Origin of the sequence: Pseudomonas sp. GLN_2, assembly GCF_043106005.1 — a bacterium.
Taxonomy (GTDB): Bacteria; Pseudomonadota; Gammaproteobacteria; order Pseudomonadales; family Pseudomonadaceae; genus Aquipseudomonas; species Aquipseudomonas alloputida.
The window spans coordinates 131,148-149,778 of record NZ_JBICMC010000007.1 but is presented as its reverse complement, the minus strand read 5'-3'; the positions used below and the strand labels follow the sequence as shown (position 1 = coordinate 149,778).

The 18,631-nt window shown below is 63.0% G+C and carries 17 protein-coding genes; 8 read left to right on the top strand and 9 right to left on the bottom strand.

The annotated features are described in order from the left end of the window. Nucleotides 1–129: 129 nt before the first annotated feature. Nucleotides 130–1,080, bottom strand: coding sequence for an agmatinase (gene speB / locus ACF8Q6_RS02195; protein ID WP_003254586.1), 951 nt, complete (start codon nucleotides 1,078–1,080; stop codon nucleotides 130–132). 224 nt (nucleotides 1,081–1,304) lie between these two features. On the opposite strand from speB, the gene ACF8Q6_RS02190 reads away from it, so the two are divergent. From ACF8Q6_RS02190 to ACF8Q6_RS02180, 3 genes are all read left to right on the top strand, one after another. Beyond that, nucleotides 1,305–2,198, top strand: a complete 894-nt coding sequence (locus tag ACF8Q6_RS02190; RefSeq protein ID WP_003254585.1) for a LysR family transcriptional regulator — start codon at nucleotides 1,305–1,307, stop codon at nucleotides 2,196–2,198. Nucleotides 2,199–2,335: 137 nt separating this feature from the next. Continuing rightward, nucleotides 2,336–3,901: a PAS domain-containing methyl-accepting chemotaxis protein gene (locus ACF8Q6_RS02185; RefSeq protein ID WP_004576874.1), complete on the top strand. Its 1,566-nt coding sequence runs from the start codon at nucleotides 2,336–2,338 to the stop codon at nucleotides 3,899–3,901. 64 nt (nucleotides 3,902–3,965) lie between these two features. Then, complete coding sequence (locus ACF8Q6_RS02180; RefSeq protein WP_392494117.1) at nucleotides 3,966–4,565, top strand: tRNA-uridine aminocarboxypropyltransferase; 600 nt, start codon at nucleotides 3,966–3,968, stop codon at nucleotides 4,563–4,565. Between the two features lie 62 nt (nucleotides 4,566–4,627). On the opposite strand, the gene ACF8Q6_RS02175 is transcribed toward ACF8Q6_RS02180, so the two are convergent. The 3 genes from ACF8Q6_RS02175 to ACF8Q6_RS02165 form a co-directional block, all read right to left on the bottom strand. After that, nucleotides 4,628–5,986, bottom strand: coding sequence for a TolC family outer membrane protein (locus ACF8Q6_RS02175; protein WP_012051559.1), 1,359 nt, complete (start codon nucleotides 5,984–5,986; stop codon nucleotides 4,628–4,630). 311 nt (nucleotides 5,987–6,297) lie between these two features. Continuing rightward, on the bottom strand, nucleotides 6,298–6,663 hold the full coding sequence (locus ACF8Q6_RS02170) for a YbaN family protein (protein WP_392494118.1): 366 nt from the start codon (nucleotides 6,661–6,663) through the stop codon (nucleotides 6,298–6,300). 7 nt (nucleotides 6,664–6,670) lie between these two features. Further along, nucleotides 6,671–7,258, bottom strand: coding sequence for a YecA family protein (locus tag ACF8Q6_RS02165; RefSeq protein WP_010955200.1), 588 nt, complete (start codon nucleotides 7,256–7,258; stop codon nucleotides 6,671–6,673). A gap of 243 nt (nucleotides 7,259–7,501) precedes the next feature. Between ACF8Q6_RS02165 and recQ the strand changes: the two genes are divergently transcribed. Further along, nucleotides 7,502–9,649, top strand: coding sequence for a DNA helicase RecQ (recQ, locus tag ACF8Q6_RS02160; protein WP_003254576.1), 2,148 nt, complete (start codon nucleotides 7,502–7,504; stop codon nucleotides 9,647–9,649). 150 nt (nucleotides 9,650–9,799) lie between these two features. Continuing rightward, nucleotides 9,800–10,237 carry a MarR family transcriptional regulator gene (locus tag ACF8Q6_RS02155; protein ID WP_003254575.1) on the top strand — a complete coding sequence of 146 codons (438 nt, stop codon included), beginning with the start codon at nucleotides 9,800–9,802 and terminating at the stop codon, nucleotides 10,235–10,237. Nucleotides 10,238–10,270: 33 nt separating this feature from the next. Here ACF8Q6_RS02155 and ACF8Q6_RS02150 read toward each other — a convergent pair whose 3' ends face one another. Beyond that, nucleotides 10,271–12,457 carry a patatin-like phospholipase family protein gene (locus tag ACF8Q6_RS02150; protein ID WP_392494119.1) on the bottom strand — a complete coding sequence of 729 codons (2,187 nt, stop codon included), beginning with the start codon at nucleotides 12,455–12,457 and terminating at the stop codon, nucleotides 10,271–10,273. Between the two features lie 67 nt (nucleotides 12,458–12,524). Here ACF8Q6_RS02150 and ACF8Q6_RS02145 point away from each other — a divergent pair, with 67 nt between their 5' ends. Further along, a complete protein-coding gene (locus ACF8Q6_RS02145) occupies nucleotides 12,525–12,806 on the top strand; it encodes a SelT/SelW/SelH family protein (RefSeq protein WP_121783045.1) in 282 nt (93 codons plus the stop codon). Here ACF8Q6_RS02145 and ACF8Q6_RS02140 read toward each other — a convergent pair whose 3' ends face one another. Together ACF8Q6_RS02140 and ACF8Q6_RS02135 are read right to left on the bottom strand one after the other, a co-directional pair. Beyond that, nucleotides 12,807–13,697 carry a DMT family transporter gene (locus ACF8Q6_RS02140; RefSeq protein WP_003254570.1) on the bottom strand — a complete coding sequence of 297 codons (891 nt, stop codon included), beginning with the start codon at nucleotides 13,695–13,697 and terminating at the stop codon, nucleotides 12,807–12,809. Nucleotides 13,698–13,878: 181 nt separating this feature from the next. Continuing rightward, nucleotides 13,879–14,646: an AraC family transcriptional regulator gene (locus ACF8Q6_RS02135; protein WP_392493761.1), complete on the bottom strand. Its 768-nt coding sequence runs from the start codon at nucleotides 14,644–14,646 to the stop codon at nucleotides 13,879–13,881. Between the two features lie 127 nt (nucleotides 14,647–14,773). Between ACF8Q6_RS02135 and ACF8Q6_RS02130 the strand changes: the two genes are divergently transcribed. Further along, nucleotides 14,774–15,571, top strand: a complete 798-nt coding sequence (locus ACF8Q6_RS02130; protein WP_003254566.1) for a UDP-2,3-diacylglucosamine diphosphatase — start codon at nucleotides 14,774–14,776, stop codon at nucleotides 15,569–15,571. A gap of 31 nt (nucleotides 15,572–15,602) precedes the next feature. Here the strand turns inward: ACF8Q6_RS02130 and ACF8Q6_RS02125 are convergent, their stop codons facing one another. Then, nucleotides 15,603–15,914, bottom strand: coding sequence for a DUF962 domain-containing protein (locus ACF8Q6_RS02125; RefSeq protein ID WP_003254563.1), 312 nt, complete (start codon nucleotides 15,912–15,914; stop codon nucleotides 15,603–15,605). Between the two features lie 156 nt (nucleotides 15,915–16,070). On the opposite strand from ACF8Q6_RS02125, the gene ACF8Q6_RS02120 reads away from it, so the two are divergent. Further along, on the top strand, nucleotides 16,071–17,132 hold the full coding sequence (locus ACF8Q6_RS02120; RefSeq protein ID WP_161775200.1) for an AraC family transcriptional regulator: 1,062 nt from the start codon (nucleotides 16,071–16,073) through the stop codon (nucleotides 17,130–17,132). Here ACF8Q6_RS02120 and ACF8Q6_RS02115 read toward each other — a convergent pair. Beyond that, a complete protein-coding gene (locus ACF8Q6_RS02115) occupies nucleotides 17,089–18,543 on the bottom strand; it encodes a TrkH family potassium uptake protein (RefSeq protein ID WP_004576878.1) in 1,455 nt (484 codons plus the stop codon). The two genes, ACF8Q6_RS02120 and ACF8Q6_RS02115, sit on opposite strands and share 44 nt — an antisense overlap. Nucleotides 18,544–18,631: the final 88 nt, after the last annotated feature.

The window sequence follows — 18,631 nt, the reverse complement described above, 5'->3', positions numbered from 1 at the left end:
GGGTCTCCCGATTATCTTTATTATGGCGAGATCGACCGCGCGGGCGTTTGCACGGCGCCCGGCGGTCTTTTCTTGTGTTGGCGGGCCTCAGTGGCCCTCCCTCATGGCTCCTGCCGGGGTAGAGCGGTATTAGCGACGCACCACGCCAGGTAGCACGCAGAGCATCTCGAACAGCAGGTTGGCACCGAGCAGCGAGGTGTTGCCGGTGGTGTCGTAAGGCGGGGAGACTTCGACAAGGTCACAGCCGATCAGGTCCAGGCCGTGGCAGCCGCGAATGATCTCCATCGCCTGGATAGTGGTCAAGCCGCCGATTTCCGGGGTGCCGGTACCGGGCGCCCAGGCCGGGTCGATGCCATCGATGTCGAAAGACAGGTAAACCGGGCCACCGCCGACTTTTTCCCGCACTTCAGCCATCAGTGGCTCCAGTGACTTGTGCCAGCACTCTTCGGCCTGGACCACGCGGAAGCCCTGGCGACGGCTCCAGTTGAAGTCGTCGGCGGTGTAGCCCTGGGCGCGCAGGCCGATCTGCACCACGCGGTCGCAGTCGAGCAGGCCTTCTTCCACGGCGCGGCGGAAGGTGGTGCCGTGGGCGATCTTCTCGCCGAACATGTGGTCGTTGACGTCGGCGTGGGCATCAATGTGTACCAGGCCGATCTTGCCGTGTTTCTTGTGCAGCGCACGCAGGATCGGCAGGGTGATGGTGTGATCGCCCCCCAGGGTCATGGGGATGACGTTGTGCTCGACGATCTCGTCATACGCTTCTTCGATGATGCGCACGGCGTCCAGCAGATTGAAGGTGTTGATTGCCACATCACCGATATCGGCGACCGACAGCGAGTCGAACGGGGCGGCACCGGTCGCCATGTTGTACGGGCGGATCATCACCGATTCGGCGCGGATCTGCCGCGGGCCGAAGCGGGTGCCGGAGCGTAGCGAGGTACCGATATCCAGCGGTACGCCAATGAAGGCGGCATCCAGGCCTTCGGCGCTTTGCAGGTGGGGGAGGCGGAGCATGGTGGCGATGCCGCCGAAACGCGGCATTTCGTTGCCGCCCAGTGGTTGGTGGAGAGTCTTGTCCACGATGGGCCTCATCAGTCGGTCGATTGTTGTGTTTGTTCGAACCTGTGCCGCCGCGCGCCATTCACGTGTGGTTTGCCGGCGGGCAGGGACATTTCGGCCAAGTCTGCTCAAGGGAGTACCCGGGAAGAATCGCTACCGACAAATACTTAGTTCAGGATTTTCTGAACTAAAGGCGGGTAGAGCAGTTAAACTGCGCGCACATACCCTTGTGGAACCGTTGCACCATGGCCTCGACCTTGCCCGACCTGAAACTGCTGCGCATCTTCATCAGCGTGGTGCGCCACCAGGGCTTTGCCAACGCCCAGCGCGAGCTGAACCTGTCGACCTCGGCCATCAGTACCTACATGAGCCAGCTGGAGGGCGCCTTGGGTATCGTGCTGTGCCACCGGGGTCGGGGTGGCTTCAGCCTGACCAGCAAGGGCGAGCTGTTCCATCAGGAAACCCTGCGCCTGCTGGCCGAGCTGGACGGTTTCGAGCAGTATGCCGCCGCCCTCAAGGGCGAACTGCGTGGCACCCTCAACCTTGGCGTGATCGACTCCACGGTCGGTGACCGCGCCTTGCCGCTGGCCGAAGCCATCGGTGCCTACAGCCAGGAGCACCCGGCGGTGCACCTGCACCTGTCGGTGTCCAGCCCCTACGAGCTGCAACTGGGTGTGCAGGACAACCGCCTGGACTTGGCCATCGGTGCGTTTTCTTCGCGGATGAGCGGCTTGCTCTACCAGCCGTTGTACCGCGAACAGCACTGGCTGTACTGCAGCAGCCGCCACCCGTTGTATGCCGAGCGGCGCATTCCCGAGCAGGTGGTGACCCAGCAGCGCATGGTCGGCCGTGGTTATTGGAGCCAGGCCGAACTGGCCCGGCATGGCTTCAAGCACAGTGCGGCGACGGTTGAAAGCATGGAGGCGCAGCTGATCCTGATCCTTTCCGGGGCTTATATCGGCTACTTGCCTGAACACTACGCCCAGGCCTGGGTCGACAAAGGTGACTTGCGTGTACTGTCGCCGTCGACCTTTGGTTACCAGGCCCCGTTCTCGCTGATCATTCGCCGCGGGCGCAGCCGCGAACCGCTGATCCAGACCTTCCGTGACCTGCTGAAAAGCCAGCTCAACGTGGGCTGAGATGCGACGCATTCATGCATTCCGTCGGGAGCGGGTTAAATTCCGCTAAACGCTGGCCGCTAACCTGATAGCGCTCTGCTACATATCAACTTGCGCTGATGATTTCCCCTTATTTCATCCTGCAAGGATCGCCCAAGATGCGCATGAATTTGCCCGTCACTGAGCACGAAAGAACCTTCCCCGGCGATCAACGCCTTATTTCCACGACTGACCTCGGCAGCCGCATCACCTACTGCAACGACGCCTTCGTGGCAATCAGCGGCTTTACCTATGACGAGCTGGTCGGCCAACCGCACAACCTGGTGCGCCACCCGGACATGCCGCCTGCGGTGTTTGGCCACATGTGGGAGACCATCAAGCAGGGCAAACCCTGGATGGGCATCGTCAAGAACCGGGCGAAGAACGGCGATTACTATTGGGTAAGCGCCTATGTCACGGCGATATACGAACAAGGCCGGATCAGTGGCTACGAGTCGGTGCGCTCGGTGCCCACGCGTGAGCAGATCCGCCGTGCCGAGGCACTGTATGCGCGTTTGCGTGATGGTCGCGGCCCAGTGCCGTGGGCTGCTCGCCTGGGGCACGGCCTGGGCCATGGCTGGCCACTGATCGGCGCAGGCCTGCTGTCGGCGGCGGGTTACCTTTGGCTGCCCCCCTATGCGGCGCTCGCGGTGCTGATGGCAAGTCTGCTGCTGGCTTGGTACTGGGTCGAGCACCGGCAGAACCAGGCCATTCGCCGCACCTTGGCTGAGCATCCCAAGGCCTTTACCAGTCCGTTGGTGGCGCTGACCTACAGCGACAACCCAGGCCTGCAGGGCCAGCTCGACCTGGCCATCATCAGCGAAGAGGCCCGCCTGCAAACGGCCCTGACCCGGCTGGTGGATGCCGGTGTCGGGGTAAAGTCGCGGGCGGCGCAGTCTTCCGACCTGTCCGATGCCCAGGCGCAGATGCTCGACCGGCAGCGCAGCGAGACCGACCAGTCCGCCACGGCGATCGCGCAGATGGCGGCAACCATCCAGCAGGTCACCCACAACGTGCAGAGCACGGCACACGCGGCAGGTGATGCCGACCAACTGGCGCAGCAGGGCAGCGAGCTGGCCCTGAAGAGCCTGCAAGCCATGGGCAGCATGAGCGACGCGGTCAATGACATTGGTCAGGCGGTCAACGCCTTGGCCGAGCAGACCCAGTCGATTGGCAGCGTGGTCGACGTGATCACTTCGATTGCCGAGCAGACCAACCTGCTGGCGCTTAACGCCGCCATTGAAGCGGCGCGCGCCGGTGAGCAAGGGCGGGGGTTCGCCGTGGTGGCTGATGAGGTGCGGTCATTGGCGCAGCGTACCCGCGCGTCGACCGAAGAGATCCACCATATCATTGCCTCGTTGAGGGCCGGGGCGGAGCGAGCGGTGAGCACTGCCAGCCGGGGCGAGCAGATTTCCCGGGACAGTGTGCACAGTGTCGAGGCGGTGCAGGCGGCGCTGAGCGGGATTGCCGTGGCGGTCAGCCGCATCACCGGCATGAGCCAGCAGATGGCCACGGCATCGGAGCAACAGAGCCATGTGGCTGAAGACATCAACCAGCAGATCGTGAGGATTGCCCAACTGTGCGACCAGAGTGCCGGGCAAGCCAGGCAAGGCGCGGAAATCAGCCAGGACCTCGAGCGCATGGCGGAGTACCTGCATAGCCTGGCGGAAAGGTTCAACCGTTGAAATCGCGGGGCCCGCAAAGCGGGCCCCGGTTATGTGGCAAACTGTCCCCGCCAAGGAGACCGCCATGCCCAGACCCCGCTGCGAGCGCTGCCAGCGCCCGCTCGACCATTGCCTATGCCCACTGATCCCCGCGCTCGACAGCCGCACCCGTGTGATCCTGCTGCAGCACCCCAGTGAAACTGCCCATGCCCTGAACACGGCGCGCCTGGCTGCCCTTGGCCTGAACAATGCCGAGTTGCGGATTGGAGAGGTGTTCGATGACCTGCATGACCTGCTCGCCACCCCCGGATACCACCCGGTGCTGCTGTTCCCGGGTGATGACGCCCAGGTGCTCACAGCTTATGGCGAGGCGGGCGACAAACCTTTGCTGCTGATCGTACCCGACGGTACCTGGCGCAAGGCGCGCAAGCTGCTGTACCTGAACCCGTTGCTGGGGGGGCTGCCTCGGGTGACGCTGGGGCAGTTGGCCGCTTCACGCTATCGGTTGCGCAAAGCGCCGGAGGCGGGTGCATTGTCGACGATCGAGGCGGTGGTCGGGGCATTGAACACGCTGGAGCAACCGGCCTGCTTCGATGCACTGCTGGCGCCGTTCGAGGCGTTGATCGAGGGGCAGATCAGGGCCATGGGCGTAGAGACTTTTCAGCGTAATCATGGCCGCGAATGAGGGTTGGGGGCTGCTTTGCAGCCCATTCGCAGCACAAAGCAGCCCCGCTACCTAAAGCCCGCTCAACGCATCTCAGGCAGACGCGCCTCGGTGCGGACTTCGGTGGTCGCCAGCGCCTCTGGTGGCAACGAAATATGCTGTTTGCTCAGCAATTCACCCATGGTCGCCAGTACGCGGTAGCGCGAGAACTCTTCGGTATAACGCACCTCGGTGTAGCGGCGGTCTGCGTTGTACAGCTCGTTCTCACTGTCGAGGACGTCCAGCAGGGTGCGCTGGCCCAGGCCGAACTGGTCCTGGTAGGCCGCGCGCACACGTTTGGTGGTCTCGGCGTATTCACGCGCGGTTGGCAGCTGCTTGCTGGCGTTGTTCATGGCGTTCCACGCCAGGCTCAGGTTTTCGGTCAACTCACGCAGGGCGTTGTTGCGAATGTCCAGTGCCTGGTTGATCTTGTGCGCGTCGGACTGCAGGCGAGCCTTGTCGCTGCCACCGCGGAACAGGTTGTAGTTCATCTCCACGCCAGCTTGCCAGTCGTTGTTGTTGTGGCCTTTCTCGCCACCGGTGTTGTTGTTGGCACCGGTTGCCAGAATGGCGTCGAAGCGTGGGTAGAAGGTCGACTTGCCCACTTCGTACTGCTTCTCGGCGGCGTTGACGTCAGCCTGGGCAGACTTGATGTACGGGTTGTTCTGACGCATGCCATCGCGGGCTTCGTCGAGGGTGCCAGGCACCTCGCCCTTGATGCTTTGCGGGCTTTCCAGCTCGTCCGGGGCACGGCCGATCACGCTGAAGAAGTTGGCCTCGGCATCGGCCAGGTCGACTTCGGCGGTGTCCAGGTTGTTTTCCGCCAGGGCGCGACGTGCGCGGGACTGGTCGAGGTCGGCGGTGCTGCCGACGCCGCGCTCGTTGCGCAGGCCAATCTGGTCGTTGACGCGCAGGTGAGCTTGCAGGTTGTTCTTGGCCAGGGTCACCAGTTCACGGCGTTTGAGCACTTCCAGGTAGACCTCGACTGCACGCAGGGCGACATCCTGGGCAACGGCCTGGGTGTAATAGGCGCGGGAGGTAGAGACCGCCTCGGTGCGGCCTACTTCATTCGAGGTGTTGAAGCCGTCGAAGATCATCTGCCGCAGGCGCAGTTCGGACTGGGTGTAGTTGAGGGTTTCCTTGTTGTGGTTTCCCTCGGCGCGGGTAGTGGCGTTGTCCGAGCGCTGGCGGCCGTAACCGGCAACCAGGTCCACGGAAGGGTAGTAGCCACCACGCGCGAACTTCACGTCTTCATCGGCCGACAGCTTGCTGTTACGGTTGGAGCTGACTTGTGGGTGGTAGTCCACGGCGCTTTGGACAGCCTCGGTAATCGACATCGCCTGTACGTTGGCACTCGCCAGGGCCAACAGTAAAGCACTGGTGATGGGGTTCAAAACGCGCATGGTACATCTCCCTGATCCTGGAATTGATCCTGCTGTTCGCCAAAAAAATGACGATAAACTTATCGCGTATAGTGTTGCAGGTTTTTAACAACACAGCTAAGTACATTCAACGCGATAGATAAGAAGATTTATTCATATCAAATTGCCATATAAGATCTTTATTGTCTAATAAGTGTGCATTCAAGCGCACGGAATGAACGCGAAGAATGCCTTGAAAACCAATGGATACAAGGGCTATACGCAGTTCCAGAACTAATTCGGATAAAGAGGGTGTCGATTAGGCGAAAGCGATATTTGGCGACAAAATATTGTCACCTTGGCTTGTGCAGGGTTTTCAGGCTGAGAATGTACAAGGTGACCAATACGGCACTGGTCAACATGAAGGTGCGCGCCCAGAATAGCGGCACCAGATAGCACGACAGGCCAATGCTGGCCCACATCAGGCCGATGGCGTAGACCTTGCCCTTGAGGGGGATGCCTTGACCACTGAGGTAGTCACGGATCCATGGCCCCAGCTTGGGATGATGGACCAGCCAGTGATGGAAGCGCGGCGAGCTGCGGGCAAAGCAGGCCGCCGCCAAAAGCAGGAATGGGGTGGTGGGCAATACCGGCAGGAATATCCCCAGCACCCCCAGCGCGACGCTGAGCCAGCCAGTGGCCAGCAGCAGGTAGCGCACAGCTTGCTCAGTGGTGGCGTGGCTTGAGCAGCGCCGGTTTTTCGTCAGGGGCGTGCAGCAGCAGGAACAGTGCGCTCAATGCCTCGGGGATCTGCACGATCATGTCATCCTGCAGGTTGGCGTTGCTGGCGATATCGGCGAACTCTGGTTGCTCGTCGAACAAGCCCGAACCCACCATGATCGGCAGCAGCATCTCGCTGACTTCTTCCTCGGCGTTTTCGAACCACGCCTCTTCCCGCAGGAACACGCCTTCCATGAAACCGATGCACCAGCCGCGCAGGTCGGAATCGTCCGGCTCATCGGTCAGGTCGAGGTCGCAGGGCAGGTCGAATTCTTCGTCGCTTGCCAGCTGGCGGGCAATGTGCGCCTTGAGCGCCACCAGGGTGGCCTCGATCTCGGTGCGCTGGGCTTCGCTGGCGTAGTGCGGCTCCTCGGCGAACAGGGCGTCGATCCACTCGCGCTCGGGCACGTCCTCGGCGTTGATCGAAAGAGCGGTGAGGTAGCCGTGTGCGGCGACATAGTCCAGCGCTTCTTCGTGCAGCTCGTCGGCGTCGAGGAAGGCTTGCAGGCGGGTCAGTTGCTCGGCGAAGGACATTACAGGGCTACCTTGGGGAATAAACGATAACGAATTCTAGCACCTTGCAGCGGCAGCGGGGCAAAGGGAACGTCTATCGCCGCGGTGCATGTGCAGCGCGGTGCTGCGGTATACTCCGCGATTTTTCATCCAGGGGCAGGTTTTAACGGCTGCCTGGCAAAAACCGCTTACGCATTTGGCGTGTGCGGGGCGGGTTTTTCGTCCAGCCTTTATCCAGGATGGTACGGCGATTTGGAGTTGCACATGCTCGAACAGGCTCAGCGCGTTCTCAAGGACATCTTCGGCTACGACAGTTTCCGTGGGCGCCAGGCAGCGATCATCGAATGCGTGGCCAATGGCGGCGATGCCTTGGTACTGATGCCCACCGGTGGCGGCAAATCGCTGTGTTTCCAGGTGCCGGGGCTGCTGCGCCCGGGCTTGACAGTGGTGGTATCGCCACTGATCGCGCTGATGGACGACCAGGTCGCCACCCTTGACGAGCTGGGTGTGTCTGCGGCCGCCCTGAACTCTACCCTGACGGCGGAGCAGCAGCGTGAACTGGCCGGGCGCCTGCGCCGTGGTGAAGTCAAGATGCTGTACCTGGCGCCGGAACGCCTGGTGCAGCCGCGCATGCTCGACTTCCTGCGCGATCTGGACATCTCGCTGTTCGCCATTGACGAGGCCCACTGCGTTTCGCAATGGGGTCACGATTTCCGCCCCGAGTACCTGCAGCTGGGTCAGCTGGCCGAACTGTTTCCGCATGTGCCGCGCATTGCGCTTACCGCTACGGCCGACATGCGAACCCGCGAGGAGATCGTTCAGCGCCTGCACCTGCAGGGCGCCGAGCGCTTCCTGTCGAGTTTCGACCGGCCCAACATCTTCTACCGCATCGTGCCCAAGGAGGCACCGCGCAAGCAGTTGATGGCCTTTCTCGGCGAGCGTCGTGGCAACGCTGGCATCGTCTACTGCCTGTCGCGCAAGAAGGTCGACGAAACCGCCGCCTTCCTCTGCAGTCAGGGGTTCCCTGCGCTGCCGTATCACGCCGGCCTGGCCGCCGAGACACGTGCGGCCAACCAGCACCGCTTTCTCAACGAGGAAGGGCTGATCATGGTCGCTACCATTGCTTTCGGCATGGGTATCGACAAGCCCAACGTGCGCTTCGTTGCTCACCTCGACCTGCCCAAATCGCTTGAGGCCTACTACCAGGAAACCGGCCGGGCCGGCCGTGACGGCCTGCCCTCCGATGCCTGGATGGCCTACGGGCTGCAGGACATGGTGATGCTCAAGCAGATGCTGCAGAACTCCGAAGGCGACGAGCGCCACAAGCGCATCGAGCAGCACAAGCTGGACGCCATGTTGGCGCTGTGCGAAGAAACGCGCTGCCGCCGCCAGTCGCTGCTGGCCTACTTCGACGAAACCCTCGAACAACCGTGCGGGCACTGCGACAACTGTGTCGACAACATCCAGACCTGGGACGCCACCGAGCCGGCCCGCCAGGCGCTGTCGGCGGTGTTCCGCACCGGCCAGCGCTATGGTGTTGGCCACCTGGTCGATGTGCTGTTGGGCAAGGACACCGAAAAGGTGCGCAATTTTGGCCACGAGAAGCTGTCGGTATTCGGCGTTGGCAAAGGCTTGGCCGAGGTCGAGTGGCGTTCACTGTTCCGTCAGCTGGTGGCGCGCGGCCTGGTCGATATCGACCTGGAAGGCTACGGCGGTCTGCGCCTGTCCGACAGCTGCCGGCCGCTGCTGCGCGGCGAGGTGACCTTGCAACTGCGCCGAGATCTCAAACCGCAGACCACAGCCAAAACCTCGTCGTCCAGCGGCGGCAGCCCGGCCAGCCAGCTGGTGCGTGCCGAAGAGCGCGATCTGTGGGAGGCGCTGCGTACCCTGCGCCGCAAGTTGGCCGAAGAACACAGTGTGCCACCCTACGTCATCTTCCCCGACTCGACACTGCTGGAGATGCTGCGCAGCCAGCCGGTCAGCCTCAGCGACATGGCCCAGGTCAGCGGTGTGGGGGCGCGCAAGCTGGAGCGCTACGGCCAGGCGTTCCTCGAAGTGCTGAACAGCAGCGGTGGCACCGACGAGGCACCGAAAGTGGTGCTCGACCTGCGCCACGAACTGGTCAGCCTGGCCCGTGCCGGCATGACCCCGGCGCAGATCGCTGGCCAGCTCAACTGCAGCGAGAAGAATGTGTATAGCCTGCTGGCCGAGGCGCTGGGCCGCCAGGAGCTGAGTCTGGACCAGGCCATCGACTTGCCGGAAGACCTGATGATGGAGGTGCAGGACGCCTTTCTTGATGGCGAGGGTGAGCTGCCACCGGTGTCGGCCATTGCCCCGCAGTTCGGGGCGCGGGTGCCGGAGGGCGTACTCTATTGCGTGCGCGCAGCACTGGCGGCGGAATTCGAATTGTAAACGCATGCAGGATCGACGGCAGAAGCGCCATCTGCTGACCTTTGTCATGCTTTTTGACGATTATCGAACGCGTAACCATGGCCGAGCCTTGCCTCGTAGGGCAGGGCATGGTTAGCTGCCTAATAATTAGATCTACTCAATGAGTTCCTTATGCCCCTGAACGACAACCAACACCGCTTTGGCATGCAACTGGCCCAGATGTCCCGAGGTTGGCGTGCCGAGCTGGACCGCCGCCTGGCCGGGCTCAACCTGTCCCAGGCGCGCTGGCTGGTGTTGCTGCACCTGGCGCGCTTCGAAGACGCCCCGACCCAGCGTGAGCTGGCCCAGAGCGTAGGTGTCGAGGGCCCGACCCTGGCGCGTCTGCTCGACAGCCTGGAAGCGCAGGGGCTGGTACGCCGGCAGGCGGTGCTGGAGGATCGGCGGGCGAAGAAGATTGTGCTGTGCCCGCCGGCCAAGCCGTTGATCGATCAGATCGAGACCATCGCCAACCAGCTGCGGGTAGAGCTGTTTACCGGCGTGGACGAGGCGGACTTGCAGGTCTGCATGCGCGTGCATGCCAAGATCCTGGCCAATCTCGAAAAGTCCTGAGCTCCCCCCATTGTTGCAGGTGCAGTGCAAGCCTCAGAAGGTGTGCCCAAGGTTCAGGTACACCGCCTGCTCATGCGCACTGTTGGCGCCATAGCTGAAGTTCAGCGGCCCTAGAGGCGTCTCCAGCCCCAGGAAGATGCTCGCCGCATTGATGTACCCACTGTCGAATTCGTTGTCGTTGTTCCACGCCCGCCCTCGCTCCAGCGAGCCGCCGATGTACAGCGGGAAGTCCAGCGGCACATAGGCCCGTGGCGTCAGCCGGCGGTAATAGACCATGCGCAGCAGGCTCAGGTTCTGCCCCGATACCGAGTCCTGGCGGAAGCCTGACAACTCTCGCGCCCCGCCCATCACAAAGCTTGACGTCACCACTTCGGTGTCGTCCAGCGTGCGCCCGTAGCGCCCACCCAGTACGAACGTGTTCGGCCCGCTGCTGATGGCCTTGTCCAGGGTGAACAGCCACTGCCGGTAATCCTGGTCGGAGTCCAGCGACTTGTCGTATTTGCGCAAAGTCAGGCCGATGTCCTCGCCATGGTGCGGGAAGTACACGTTATCGAGGGTGTCGAACGAGTACTTCAGCTCGTAGAAACCTTCGTTGAAACTGACTTTGGGCAGGTCCTGGTCGCCGATGCGCACCTCGGCCTCGCCCCAGGCCTTGCCCACGCCCAGGCGCACTTCACCGCTGTTGCCGATCTGCCGGCCTACGTTCAGGCCAAAGCCATAGCGCTCCAGGCGATACTCGGCGACCGGGTCGTTGTCCAGGGTGGCTTCGATGTTCTGCGAGCCCAGGTCCAGGTACGGCGCAATGAAGTAGCGTGAGCCCACATCCAGGGGTTGGTAGAACTCACTGTACAGCGCTTGCTGGTCACCGATCTGGCCGCGGGTCAGCCATTCGGCGCCAAGGCTGTTGATGCCGTTGACCCGGTAGCTGGCGCCCAGGTTGAAAGCGCTGTCGCCGCGCAGGTCATCGGACAGGTTCAGGCCCAGGCGCAGGTAGTCGGTGCCGCCGCGTCGGCCCCGGGCGTTGATCACCAGGGTATTGTCGTTGCCCTTGTGCACCACGCGGTACTGCACCCTGTCGAAGTAGTCCAGGCCATACAGCGTACCCATGTCGGTCTGCAGGCGGCCCAGTTCCAGCGGTGCGTCGATCGGCTGGCGGATGTACGAGCGGATCACATCATCGCTGACCTTGGAGTCGTTTTCGATCCGGATTGCGGTGATTACCGGCGTGCGCTGGCGCGGCGAGCGGGCCACGGCCAGGCTGGCGTCGCCCTCGAGCTGGCGCAGGGCGGCCAGGCGCGGGTCAAGCAGGCGAGTGGCGCGGTAACCGGCGTCGATCATGTCGCGGGCACGGCCGAAGTCAGTCACGCCGAAGGCGGTCAGCGATGGCTGGATGAGGATGTCGTCGCGGTGCAGACTGGCCAGTTGTTCTTCGGAGTTGCGCCGGGTCATCAAAGTGATCGACTGATTCAGCACGTCGACCACCGTCAGTAATTGCTTGCGATCGCGCAGCGGGGTGCCGATGTCGACCACGATGGCCAGGTCCACGCCCATTTCGCGGGCCACATCCACCGGAATGTTGTCGACCATGCCGCCGTCCACCAGCAGGCGGCCGTCCAGTTCGACTGGGGCGAACACGGCGGGGATCGACATGCTGGCGCGGATTACCTGGGGCAGGTGACCCCGGCGGAACACGACTTTTTCGCCACTGGCGATGTCGGTGGCCACGGCGCGGAAGGGGATGGGCAGCTTGTCGAAGTCGCGGGTGTCGGCGGTATGCGCCAGTTTGCTTTCCAGTAGCAGTGACAAGTTCTGGCCCTGAATCACACCCAGCGGCAGGCCCAGGCTGCCGTCGTCGCGAAAGCTGAGCTTCTGCTTGACCAGGAAGTCCCGGTCATCCTGCTTGCGCCGGAACGGCACATCCTTGCGCGGCGGGGCGTCGGAGAGTGCCTGTTGCCAGTCAAGGGTGGTCGCGAGTTTTTCCAGCTCTTCGACACTGTAGCCCGAGGCGTACAGGCCGCCGACCACCGCGCCCATGCTGGTGCCGGCGATGGCGTCGATGCGCACACCCTGTTCCTCCAGCGCCTTGAGTACGCCGATGTGGGCCAGGCCACGGGCCGCACCGCCAGACAACACCAGGCCGACCTTGGGCCTGGCGGGTTCCGCAGCGATTGCCGTAAGCGAGGTGAGTGCGAGCAGAAAACAGAACAGCAGACGGCGCATCGTGACTCTCAAACCGTGGGCTAAAGACCGCTAGTATAAGCGGCCCCTTACCTGGAGATGTTTCACCATGGCTGACAACAAGCCGGAAATCGTCATCACCTATTGCACTCAGTGCCAGTGGCTGCTGCGTGCGGCCTGGCTGGCTCAGGAACTGCTCAGCACCTTTGCCGACGACCTTGGCCGGGTAGCGCTGGAGCCGGGTACCGGGGGTATCTTCCGCATCACCTGCAATGGCGTGCAGATCTGGGAGCGCAAGGCCGACGGCGGTTTCCCCGAAGCGAAGGTACTGAAGCAGCGGGTGCGCGACCAGGTCGACCCGCAGCGTGATCTTGGTCACAACGACCGCTGATCAGGCGCCCTCGGTCAGTGGTCGCTGCCTGGGCGGTTGCTCGGCAGCCAGACGGCTGGACAGCACGATGGCGAAGATGATCAGCGCGCCGCCCAGCAGCATGCGCACGGTCGGGGTTTCGGCGAACACTGCCCAGGCCACGGCAATGCCGTAGACCGGCTCCATGCCGAACACGACCGCAGCGGTGCGCGCCTTGATCACTGCCAGGCTGGCGACGAACAGGCTGTGCGCCACCCCCGTGCAGAAAATGCCGAGCAGGGCGATCCACAGCCAGTCCAGGGTCGCAACGTCGGCCAGGCCGGGCGCCGCGAACGGTAGCAGGCACAGGCCCACCACCAGGTTTTGCCACAGTGCGGCCTGCACTGCAGGCAAACGTCCGGAGCCGGCCCGGTTGGTCAGTGACAGCAGCGAGAACAGCAGGCCCGAGAGCAGTGCCCAGAGCAGGCCGCCGGTGGCTTCGCTGGCCAGGTCGAATGCCGGTGTGACCAGTATCAGGCCAATGCTGACCAGCACGACCAAGACGGCTTCGTTACGGTGGATACGCTCGCGGAACAGCAGGCTTTCGAGGATCACCGTAAAGGCCGGGAAGCTGGCGAAGCCGAGGGTGGCGATGGCTACGCCGCCCACTTTGACGGCGATGAAGAAGCTGACCCAGTGGCCGGCCAACAGCACACCACCGAGCAGCAGGCGGCGCGTATCCTGGCGGCTCACGCGTTGCCAGCCCGGGCCGGCCAGGCTGGCGAACAGGGCCAGGGCGAGTACGGCGAAGGCGGCGCGACCGAAGACAATGATCGCTGGGCTGGCGCTGGCGGCCAGTTTGCCGAAGACGCCGGTAAGGCCGAAGAACAGCGCGCCAATGTGCAGTGCGCCGAGGGCGGTGCGGTGGTTCATGATGGGTCCTTGATGAAGATCTCTACAGGCAGTGCCGGCCCTTTCGCGGGTAAACCCGCTCCTACAGGTTTTGCACAACCTTCAGGCGGGGGCATCCTGTAGGAGCGGGTTTACCCGCGAAAGGGCCGGTAAAGGCAAAGTCTAAAGCCTCAGGCGAACACGTTCTGTCGCAAGACTGCTGTCAGTTATCGCCAGACTCTCGCCGCAAAGCCAAAGGTGTACACCCGAACGCCCGTAGCATCGCCGCTGAAAAGGCACTTTGCGAGCTATACCCCACCTGCGCCGCAATTTCGCCCATCGGCAGCACGGTCTGCACGATTAGCCGCCGCGCCTTGAGCAAACGCCGCTGGCGAATGTAGTCCATCGGAGTCATCCCGCACTCCGCGGTAAAGCGCGCATGCAGCCGGGCACTGGACAGCCCGGCGATGCGCGCCAGGTCAGCTACCTGCAGCGGGTAAGCTGCATGCTGCTCGATATGCCCATCGAAGGCGCTGTAGGGCAGGCGCTGGCTGGCGTGTACGCTGGCTGCCGCCGTGGCGTTGAGGCTGGCCAACAGCAGTGCCGCGCCTTGTCGGGCAATCAGCGGGTCGTGCACGGGGCTGCTCGCCAGCCAGTCCACCAGTTGCTGCTGGCGCTCATCCAGGCTCACGGCGGCGGGGCGGTCGAGCAGGCGGCGGCTGGCATCGGCATGCTCGCCCAGGTGCTCGCGCAGCCATGGCTCCCCTGGCACATCAAGCACCAGGCAATCACTGCCGGCATCGCTGGCGCACGTGTGATGAGCACCCGCCGGGACCACGATCAGCCCCTGGCGATCGATGCCGGCGCCATGCCCCTGGACCTCGAACTCCAGGCGGCCACGCAGGCCGAACACCAGTTGCGGGTGTTCGTGGCTGTGGGCGATCAGGCTGTCGCGGTAATGGCGCAGCGAGAGGATCGGGCCGGCGGTCATGGGGGCTTCCTCGCAGGGCAGGCGCCCATTGTGCCTCAATCCCTGCACGCCATCACTCGTCACTGTTTTGCCATGGCGCTGTCATGTGCGCCTGCCAGTCTCCAGCAAACTGCGCCGGAGCCTGCCCATGAGCCATGCCGAACTGTCCCGCCCCTCGCGCAAGCAACGCGTGCGTACCCTGTGGATCTCCGACGTGCACCTGGGTACCCGCGACTGCCAGGCCGAACACCTGTCGCAATTCCTCAAGGGCTACCAGGCTGACCGCGTCTACCTGGTGGGCGATATCATCGATGGCTGGAAACTGCGCGGCGGGATCTATTGGCCGCAAGCTCACACCAACGTGATCCGCCGGCTGCTGACCATGAGCAAGCGCGGTACCGAGGTGATCTACGTCACCGGCAACCATGACGAATTCCTGCGCCGCTACTCGAAGTTGATTCTGGGCAACATTCAGCTGGTAGACGAGGCCGAGCACCTGACAGCCGATGGCCGCCGGCTGCTGGTGGTCCATGGCGATCAGTTCGATGTGATTACCCGTTACCACCGCTGGCTGGCGTTTCTGGGTGATCGCGCCTACGAATTCACCTTGGTGCTCAACCGCTGGCTCAACCACTGGCGAGCGCGCTATGGCTATGGTTACTGGTCGCTGTCGGCGTACCTCAAGCACAAGGTGAAAGGCGCGGTGAACTTCATCAGCGACTTCGAGAATGCCATTGCACATGAATGCACCCGTCGTGGGTTTCATGGAGTGGTGTGCGGGCATATCCATCATGCCGAGATCCGCAAGGTGGGTGAGGTGGACTACCTCAATTGCGGGGACTGGGTGGAGTCGTGCACGGCTCTGATCGAGCATTGGGATGGCAGCGTAGAACTGTATCGGCTGGCCGAAGCGCAGGCCGTGGCGGCGTTGCGCGAGCCGGCTTAGGGACCGAGTGCTGCCAAGCGGCCTCGGACGCTTACAGCCTGAGCTTGCCCAGCAGGATATCCCGGAACATCACGAAATCCCCGGCCAGGCTGTACAGCGGATAGGTAAAGGTCGCTGGCCGATTCTTCTCGAAAAAGAAGTGCCCGACCCAGGCAAAGCCATAGCCGAACACCGGCACGGCCAGCAGCAGCAACCATTTGCCACTGCCAATGGTGTAGGCCAGCAGCGCTATCACCAGGCTGGTGCCGACGAAGTGCAGGCGGCGGCAGGTGGGGTTGCTGTGCTCCCCCAGATAGTACGGATAGAACTCGGCAAAACTGCGAAACTGCGCTGTGCTGTTCATGGCAGTGCTCCGGGATTAATACTTCTGGACAAGATACACGGCGTGGAGCCTGATTCGAGTCTAGAGTGACTGACGGGGCCTACCAGTGACAATAGGCGCCAAATGAGTATCCTTGGGGTTCACCGCAGGAGCGGTTGGTAAAAAAAGAAGCCTGTCATGAGCGAAAGAACAACGTCAGCCAGTTGGGCATCAGGGATCGTGAAGGCACTTGAACTGGAAGGGCTGGATTGCAGAGCCATGTTCAAGCAGTTGGGGTTGGACTTTGCCGCCCTCGACGACCCCGATGCACGTTTTCCGCAAGACTCCATGACCCGCCTCTGGCAGCTGGCGGTGGAGCTGTCGGGCAATGAGGCCATCGGCCTGAACATGGCGCGGGTGGTCCGCCCGGCGTCTTTCCATGTGGTGGGCTATGCGTTGATGTCCAGCCGCACCCTGGCCGAGGGCTTCGAGCGCCTGGTGCGCTACCAGCGCATCATCGCTGAAAGCTCCGACCTTAGTTTCGTCCTCGGCCCCGAGGGTTATTCGCTGATTCTGACCGTGCACGGTGACCACCTGCCGCCAACCCGGCACAGCGCCGAAGCGTCGCTGGCCTGTGCGTTGGCGCTGTGCAAATGGCTCAGTGGCCGGCCAGTCCAGCCGCGGCGGGTGCTGGTGCAGGGGCCGCAGCCGAAGAATGTCGAGCCTTACAAGGTGGCGTTCCATTCGCCGCTGGTGTTCGGCGCCCCACATGATGCGCTGGTGTTCGAGCGGGCCGACATGGAGGCGCCGCTGCCGACCGCGAACGAGGCCATGGCGGTGCTGCACGACCGGTTTGCCGGCGAGTACCTGGCACGCTTCTCCGAAAGCCGGGTTAGCCACCGCGTACGCCAGGTGTTGTGCCGCATCCTGCCGCAGGGTGAGCCCAAGCGCGAAACCCTGGCCCAGGCCCTGCACCTGTCGCAGCGCACCTTGCAACGGCGGCTGCAGGAGGAAGGCACCAGCTTCCAGACCTTGCTTGACGACACCCGCCGCGAACTGGCCGAACAATACCTGGCCCAGCCGGGCATGACCTTGCTGGAAACCGCCTACCTGCTGGGCTTTGCCGACCCCAGCAACTTTTATCGGGCGTTCCGCCGCTGGTTCGATGCCACGCCCAGCGAGTACCGCGCCCGCCTCGGCGCGGAAGGCGAAATGCTCAGTGACGCCAGAACGCCGGCATGCACAACACCAACACCGTGATGATTTCCAGGCGACCCAGCAGCATGCCGGCCGCCAGAATCCATTTGGCCGCGTCAGGCAGCGTGGCGTAGTTGCCCGACGGGCCGATCACTTCACCCAGGCCTGGGCCTACACCCGAAACCGTGCCGGCGGCACCGGTCAGCGCAGTCATCCAGTCCACGCCCAGCAGCGACAGCAGCAGCGCCAAGACACAAATGGTGATGGCGAAGAAGAACGAGAACGTCAGGATCGAACGCACGATGTCTTCATCGAGGCGATGACCGTTGTATTTTTGCTTGATCACCGCGCGCGGGTGAATCAGCTGGTTGAGGCTGGCCTTCAGCAGGATGTAGGCCACCTGGAAGCGGAAAATCTTGATACCGCCGGCGGTCGAGCCAGAGCAGCCGCCAACGAAGCCCAGGTAGAAGAACAGCATCAGCGAGAAGTTGCCCCACAGGCTGTAGTCCCCCAGGGCGAAACCGGTGGTGGTGACCACAGAGGTCACATTCAGCGCCACGTGGCGCAGGGCGTCGAGCCAGTGCAGGTTGGTGCTGTACCAGTACCAGGTGCCCAGTACCAGCCAGGTGACCACCAGCATGCCCAGCAAGCCTTGTACCTGCTGGTCACGAATCAGCGCCTTGCGGTTGCCGCGCAGGGTGGCTACGTAAAGGGTGAACGGCAGGCTGCCCATGATCATCACCACCACCGCCACCCAGTGCACGGCCGGGATATCCCATTTTGCCAATGACTGGTCGGAGGTGGAGAACCCACCTGTAGAGATAGCCGACATGGCGTGGTTGATCGCATCGAACGGGCTCATGCCCGCCCACCAGAAGGCCAACGCACCAAGGATGGAGAAACCGACGTAGACCGCCACGATCGACTTGGCGACCATGTGCGAACGCGGCATGACCTTTTCCGAGCGGTCGGACGATTCGGTCTGGAACAGGCGCATGCCACCGATGCGCAGCAGCGGCAGGATCGCCACCGCCATGGCGATGAAGCCGATACCGCCAAGCCAGTGCAGCATCGAGCGCCACATGAGGATGCCCGGTGACATGTTATCGAGCCCGCTGAGTACGGTAGCGCCAGTGGCAGTGATGCCTGACATGCTTTCGAAGAAGGCGTCGGTGTAGCTGATGTGCTGGGTCAGCAGGAACGGTAGCGCGGCGAACACGCACACCACCAGCCAGCTGCTGACGGTCAGCAGGTACATGTCGCGCGGGCGCAGGTGGACATGCTCCGGACGCCCCTGCACCACCAGGGCCAGGCCGGCGATGAAGGTGATCAGGCTCGACCAGAGAAACGACGGCATGTCACCGGTGCGCTCGAAGATCACCAGGGTCGCCATGGGCACGGCCATGCCGACGGCCAGGGTAATCAGGAAGATGCCGATGATGAAACCAATGATCCTTAAGGTCGGCAACGCCATGTGATCTGCTCAGACTCGAAACGGAAGGGCGCCATTCTACCTATGGGTCTGGTGATGTAAACGCTAGAATGGCCACACATTCAACTGC

Coding starts and splice junctions, on each gene's coding strand:
- ACF8Q6_RS02190 (WP_003254585.1), top strand. CDS start 1,305: ATGGCCTCGACCTTGCCCGACCTGAAACTGCTGCGCATCTTCATCAGC.
- ACF8Q6_RS02185 (WP_004576874.1), top strand. CDS start 2,336: ATGCGCATGAATTTGCCCGTCACTGAGCACGAAAGAACCTTCCCCGGC.
- ACF8Q6_RS02180 (WP_392494117.1), top strand. CDS start 3,966: ATGCCCAGACCCCGCTGCGAGCGCTGCCAGCGCCCGCTCGACCATTGC.
- ACF8Q6_RS02175 (WP_012051559.1), bottom strand. CDS start 5,986: ATGCGCGTTTTGAACCCCATCACCAGTGCTTTACTGTTGGCCCTGGCG.
- ACF8Q6_RS02165 (WP_010955200.1), bottom strand. CDS start 7,258: ATGTCCTTCGCCGAGCAACTGACCCGCCTGCAAGCCTTCCTCGACGCC.
- recQ (WP_003254576.1), top strand. CDS start 7,502: ATGCTCGAACAGGCTCAGCGCGTTCTCAAGGACATCTTCGGCTACGAC.
- ACF8Q6_RS02155 (WP_003254575.1), top strand. CDS start 9,800: ATGCCCCTGAACGACAACCAACACCGCTTTGGCATGCAACTGGCCCAG.
- ACF8Q6_RS02150 (WP_392494119.1), bottom strand. CDS start 12,457: ATGCGCCGTCTGCTGTTCTGTTTTCTGCTCGCACTCACCTCGCTTACG.
- ACF8Q6_RS02145 (WP_121783045.1), top strand. CDS start 12,525: ATGGCTGACAACAAGCCGGAAATCGTCATCACCTATTGCACTCAGTGC.
- ACF8Q6_RS02140 (WP_003254570.1), bottom strand. CDS start 13,697: ATGAACCACCGCACCGCCCTCGGCGCACTGCACATTGGCGCGCTGTTC.
- ACF8Q6_RS02135 (WP_392493761.1), bottom strand. CDS start 14,646: ATGACCGCCGGCCCGATCCTCTCGCTGCGCCATTACCGCGACAGCCTG.
- ACF8Q6_RS02130 (WP_003254566.1), top strand. CDS start 14,774: ATGAGCCATGCCGAACTGTCCCGCCCCTCGCGCAAGCAACGCGTGCGT.
- ACF8Q6_RS02125 (WP_003254563.1), bottom strand. CDS start 15,914: ATGAACAGCACAGCGCAGTTTCGCAGTTTTGCCGAGTTCTATCCGTAC.
- ACF8Q6_RS02120 (WP_161775200.1), top strand. CDS start 16,071: ATGAGCGAAAGAACAACGTCAGCCAGTTGGGCATCAGGGATCGTGAAG.
- ACF8Q6_RS02115 (WP_004576878.1), bottom strand. CDS start 18,543: ATGGCGTTGCCGACCTTAAGGATCATTGGTTTCATCATCGGCATCTTC.